Here is a 5,999-nt window from a genome sequence, read left to right on the forward strand (position 1 = left end):
CCGAAGATGAATTTGTTGCAGAGATATTAAAAGACCAACCTTTTATACCATCATACTTTGGTTTTAATGTAGATTTAAATCGCGAGGGAGCTGAAAATGTGCAATCTGCGAAATATAAAGTACCCCTTAAATTAAATGTAGAAAATATTGAAGATGAATTTCTTATTGTGGATACCAGGGATGATCAACTCTATAAAAAAGGGCATTTACCCTATAGTATTAACATAATGGCACGAAGTGAAAGTGATAAATTTGAGACCTGGCTCGGAGCTATCATTGAGCCTGAAGAACAATTTTATTTAGTGTTGGAAAGTGTAGGTAAGCTGGAGGAGATCCTTGAAAGGGTTGCTAAAATAGGTTATGAAAAACAATTGAAAGGAATTTTCACTTTATCTGAAGAGGTTTCAGGTTCCTCAGAAAAATTTGATGCATTAGCTTTTGATAAAAATAAGGAAGATTATACGATCGTGGATATTCGGAATAATAGTGAGGTTTCTGAAGGAAAGATTTTTGAAAATGCATACCACATTCCTTTAAATGATCTGCGTAATAATTTAGGTGATCTTCCAAAAGATAAACCTATGGTGGTACATTGTGCCGGAGGATATCGTAGTGCTGCAGGCAGCAGTATACTGGAAAGTGAAATTAAGGAAATTCCGGTTTTTGATCTGAGTACAGAGGTAAAGAAATATTCTTCCTAGTGAGCATGATGCTAGGTTTAAAGAAAAACTGGAAACAGTTTTCTTTACTGGTACTAATAAATGCATTTGTTGAAGGAATGGTTGGGGTGTAAAGAAGTATTTTTCCTCAGTATGCTCAGGAATTTTTTGGAATAGAACCCAACACCGATTCTGTCATCTATAGCGGTCTTTGGAATTACCAAGGCCGTTATAAAATTTTAATTAAATATTTTCAAAATTATATTTCCAGTGTGCTGAAATGAATTACTCTGTAACATAGGTTACTTGGCATACATTTTCAATTCAATATCTTCGCTCAAAATTATATAAAATGGAATGGATTTATGAACCATGGCCCTGGTACGTTTCGGGTCCCTTAATTGCAGCAACGATGTTCTTGTTGCTATTTACAGGAAAGCAATTTGGAATGTCTTCTAATCTTCGCACAATGTGTTCAGTTGGAGGAGCTGGCAAAGCTGCAGAATTTTTCAGGTTTGACTGGAAAAAAGAGAGATGGAATCTCATGGTGGTTTTGGGTGCTGTACTGGGCGGTTTTTTTGCATCTACTTATCTCTCTAATAATACAGTAGAAATAAATACCCAGTTAGCAGATAAATTAAGTAACGAATACGGAATAAATAGTGCAGGAGAAGCTTATATGCCTCCTGAAATATTTGCAATGGAGAATCTGGGAGATCCTCTTGTATTATTTGTTTTGATTACAGGCGGATTTATGGTTGGATTTGGTGCAAGGTACGCCGGTGGTTGTACTTCCGGCCATGCTATTTCTGGATTGAGCAACCTACAAATACCTTCTTTAATTGCCGTAATTGGTTTCTTTATTGGCGGTCTTATAATGATACATTTAATCTACCCATTAATATTTTAAAATGATGAAATATATTACTTACATCCTCATAGGATTCTTTTTTGGAATAATCATGTACAAATCGGAAGCAGCTTCCTGGTTTAGGATATACGAAATGTTCGAATTTGGCTCTTTCCATATGTATGGTATTATTGCCTCAGCATTGTTACTCGGCATACTGGGTGTGCAATTCATTAAAAGAAATAATATTAAAGCCATGGGAGGTGAAGAAATGCAATTAAAACCTAAAGATAAGAGTGTGCCACGTTATTTAATAGGTGGTATTATTTTCGGGTTAGGTTGGGCTTTAGCTGGTGCCTGTCCTGGTCCCATGTATGTACTTGCCGGCTCTGGATATATATCTATTTTAATTGTTATTGCAGCTGCTTTGCTAGGTACGTTCGTCTATGGTCTGCTTCGGAATAGACTTCCTCATTAAAATCAGCTTCTATCATGAAAAAGGAACTTAATGATGCTTATTCCTTTGTTTTTGAAGAGGAATTGCTAAATGAAATTTTTGAAGTAGGTACACACAAACTTATACCTGTAGGGAAGACTATTCTAAACACAGAAGAATATATTACCTCCATCCCTTTATTATTAGACGGGGCTATAAAAATTTCTCGCGTTGATAATGATGAGATGAATTATTACTTTATTTTCTTGAACGAGGAGATACCTGTGCAGTCACTCTCACTTGCTGCCTGGAAAGAAGTAAAAGTGATATAAAAGCAGTTACCGAGAAGGAAACCAGTTTGGTTATGATTCCCATTGAAAAAATGGAAGAATGGATTATAAAGTATAAATCCTGGCGATCCTTTGTTTTTCAAAGTTATAATTTAAGACTTAAGGAAATGCTGGATGCTATAGATTCAGTAGCATTCTTTAGGATGGATAAAAGATTACTGCAATACCTCCGGGATAAGGCTAAGATAAATCAAAACGAAAACCTACAAATTACACATCAGGAAATTGCTTACGACCTTCATACTTCCAGAGTTGTGATTTCCAGATTACTAAAAACTCTGGAGATGGAAGAAAAAATAGCACTTAAAAGAAATAGTATTTTGGTAATTGATTTATAGTCTTTTCTATCTATTGTAACAAATGTTACTTAGTGATTAGAACTGCTTTATTACTTTTACATTAAATGAATTTACGATCATACATAGCTATATCACTTACTGTAATTATTTTTGGTAAACTGTTTACCTTGGATTCTAACGTCCTGGGGGAGATTGTAAATTCCGATCAAATTACCTATGTGAAGAAACAATGTGATTCAATTTCTGGCAAGATGTCTGAAGATGGGAACTTCCACCAGACGCCTGACGGAATTCAAATTACGTTTCATTCTTTTTGTAATTCGGTTTTTCAACTAGATAAACAGCTGGAGGAAGAAGTTGTGATCCAGCTGAATTATAAAAGTAATTATAAAATAATTTTTGCCGAAACAAGGGCATTCTCCTACAAATTTGTTCCTCCTCCTAAATTATCCTGATTTATTAAAAGTTCAATTCAAGCGAACTTAAAATTCTTATTGAGAAGCTGATATCATCTGCTTCTATTCCAAATATAATAATCAGGTAAATGGTCTCTTTGTTTTATAATCCTTAAAGAAACATGAGATCTACCTTTAAAAATTTAGTGATGAATAAAAAATAAAGAAGAATCTTCTCGAATACGGTATAACTGGAACTGTTATACTCACCTTATTTTTAACCGGCTTACATACTGAAGTTTTTGGTTTTGTACAGCGAGGTATTTTAAAAACTGGATTGATGGATCCAGATGTAGACACACAAGCCACCTCTCTGGAAGAATCCAAGAAACCAAAGGCTGATTTTAATATGAGTCTCATGAACTCTAAAGGGGAACGTGTGGAAATGGAAGAATTTCGTGGGAATGTTATTTTCTTTAATCTGTGGGCAACCTGGTGCCCTCCCTGTGTGGCAGAAATGCCGGGAATCAATAATTTGTATAATGATGTAAAGGGTGGTAAGGTTGCTTTTATTATGCTTTCCCTGGATAATGATTTTCAAAAGGCTATAGATTTTAATAAAAAGAAAGGCTATGATTTTGAAGTATATCAATTGGCCGGGGGCCTACCTCCAATGTATGCTTCCCAGGCAATTCCAACTACGTACGTTATAGATGCAGATGGAAACCTGGTTTTAACCCATCAGGGGATGGGAGATTATGATAGCGAAGAATTCAAGGATTTTCTGGACGAGCTTAAATAAGCTGAAGGTCAATTATCCTATTTTTTTAATTCTCTAAAATCATATTCCCTTATGAGATTTTTTAAATCCTTAACGCTCTTCCTGATCGTTCTCGTCACATCCTTGTCAGGCTATGCACAGATAATGGATCCACTCAATTGGCAAATTTCTGTAGATAAAGAAAATCCGGTTCCGGGAGATACCATAATAATTAGTTTTCAAGCAGAAATACCTGCAGACTGGTATTTGTATTCCAGTGATTTTAATCCCAATCTGGGGCCAATGTTAACGGAAATTGATTTCAGTAAAAATGATGATTTTGAAATTATTGGAACACTTACTCCAATAGCGCCAAAAGAGAAATATGATGAATTATGGGAGGGTAAGTATACCTACTTCACTGGAACAGCCGAGTTTCAGCAACGGGTTAAGCTTTTAAAAGCTAATCCTGAAATTGAAGCGACCATCACGTATCAGATATGTTCAGATGTAACGGGACAATGTATTCCTTTTGAAAATGATGTGTCATGGAATAAAGATGTATTATACTCCGGAGGACAAATTGTAGATGTACAAAATGATGCTGGAGGCAAATCCATTAGAAATTTAAAATCTTTTAAAAACGATTTTAAAGTAGAGGAGAAGGAGGAAGGCGGAGCTCTCCTTCTTAGCTTTTTTCTCATCTCTTTTGGGGCAGGCCTGGCAGCTTTATTGACGCCCTGTGTTTTTCCTATGATTCCCATGACGGTTACGTATTTTACAAAATCCAACGGGAGTCGCGCCAATGGAATAAACCAGGCTTTGCTTTACGGGTTTTCAATTATCTTGATTTATACCTTGATAGGGACCGTTTTCTCACTATTGTTTGGAGCCGATTTTGCAAATTTTTTAAGTACTCACTGGATTCCTAATCTTTTCTTCTTTTTTATCTTTCTTCTGTTTGCGCTATCTTTTTTCGGCTTGTTTGAGATTCGATTACCCAATTCGTTTGTAAATAAAATGGATGCTCATTCTAATAAAGGAGGCATTTTGGGTATTTTCTTTATGGCTTTTACTCTCGTGCTGGTTGGTTTTAGCTGTACGGGCCCAATTGCCGGCACTATTCTTTTGCAGGCGGCAAATGGGGAGACGATTAAGCCTCTCATTGGGATGCTAGGCTTCTCATTAGCTTTTGCACTTCCATTTACATTATTTGCCATATTTCCTCACTGGTTAAAAACATTGCCTAAAAGTGGGGGCTGGCTTAATACGGTTAAGGTCATACTTGGTTTTATAGAATTAGCCCTGGCTCTTAAGTTTTTAAGTATCGTAGATCAGGTCTATCATTGGAATTTGCTTGACCGTGATATATACTTAGCCCTTTGGATCGTAATTTTTGCATTCCTGGGATTTTATTTGTTGGGTAAAATTCAGTTTCCACATGAAAAGAAAACCGAAAATACGTCGGTAGTCAGGGTCATTACTGCTATTTTGGTTTTCACCTTCGTCGTTTACCTGATTCCCGGGTTATTTGGAGCACCCTTAAAACCATTAGCAGGATACTTGCCGCCTATGAGCAGCCAGAATTTTGATATGCAGGCTTCAGTTCCCGAAATAGGAAATGAAAATGATAACAGTATCGTAAATTGCGGAACTCCTAAATATGATGAGATTTTGGAATTACCACATAATATCCATGGATATTTTGATTATGAACAGGCTTTAGAATGTGCTCAAAAACAAAATAAACCTTTATTTATTGATTTTACAGGACATGGTTGCGTGAACTGTCGTGAAATGGAAGCCACTGTTTGGAGCGATCCCAGAGTACTAAAACGGTTAAAGAATGATTATGTAGTAGTGGCCTTGTATGTAGATGAGAAAACAGAATTACCGGAATCTGAGTGGTATGTATCTGCACATGATCAAAAAGTAAAAAAGACAATTGGTAAACAGAATTTGGATTTTATGATCCAGAAGCTCAATGCCAACGCTCAGCCTTATTATACTTTAGTGGGTGAAAATGGTGAGATTCTGGCTCCGCCGAAAGGCTATGATTTGAGCGTGGACAATTTTGTTAAGTTTTTGGATCAGGGAAAAGAAAGATTTTATTCAGATAAAGAAATAGATGTAGAAGTTTAAAATAAGTATACTTAAACTATAAAAAAGGACAAACTGTCCTTTTTTATAGTTTGTATAAAGCCATGTTCAAGTGATAAATGCAACTGGCCAAGTTGATTTTAATTTTTC

Annotated in this window: 6 protein-coding genes and 1 pseudogene; all 7 read left to right on the plus strand. The window is 35.8% G+C overall.

Translation table 11 applies throughout. The features are described from left to right. Positions 1-701: rhodanese-like domain-containing protein (locus Q1K34_RS17685; protein ID WP_300441986.1), on the plus strand; the 701-nt coding region annotated here is incomplete at its 5' end. A gap of 310 nt (positions 702-1,011) precedes the next feature. Then, the gene (locus Q1K34_RS17690) at positions 1,012-1,569 is read left to right on the plus strand and encodes a YeeE/YedE thiosulfate transporter family protein (protein WP_300441989.1); all 558 of its coding nucleotides are present in this window, start codon (positions 1,012-1,014) and stop codon (positions 1,567-1,569) included. A gap of 4 nt (positions 1,570-1,573) precedes the next feature. Then, positions 1,574-1,987, plus strand: a complete 414-nt coding sequence (locus tag Q1K34_RS17695; protein ID WP_300441997.1) for a DUF6691 family protein — start codon at positions 1,574-1,576, stop codon at positions 1,985-1,987. 14 nt (positions 1,988-2,001) lie between these two features. Next, positions 2,002-2,633: pseudogene (locus Q1K34_RS17700) on the plus strand (Crp/Fnr family transcriptional regulator). A 128-nt stretch (positions 2,634-2,761) separates the two neighbouring features. Then, on the plus strand, positions 2,762-3,049 hold the full coding sequence (locus Q1K34_RS17705) for a hypothetical protein (protein WP_300441991.1): 288 nt from the start codon (positions 2,762-2,764) through the stop codon (positions 3,047-3,049). A gap of 280 nt (positions 3,050-3,329) precedes the next feature. After that, positions 3,330-3,791: a TlpA family protein disulfide reductase gene (locus tag Q1K34_RS17710; RefSeq protein WP_367183346.1), complete on the plus strand. Its 462-nt coding sequence runs from the start codon at positions 3,330-3,332 to the stop codon at positions 3,789-3,791. Positions 3,792-3,842: 51 nt separating this feature from the next. Beyond that, positions 3,843-5,891, plus strand: coding sequence for a thioredoxin family protein (locus Q1K34_RS17715; RefSeq protein WP_300441994.1), 2,049 nt, complete (start codon positions 3,843-3,845; stop codon positions 5,889-5,891). Positions 5,892-5,999 lie beyond the last annotated feature (108 nt).

Origin of the sequence: Christiangramia sp. (assembly GCF_029937855.1) — a bacterium.
Lineage (GTDB): Bacteria > Bacteroidota > Bacteroidia > Flavobacteriales > Flavobacteriaceae > Christiangramia.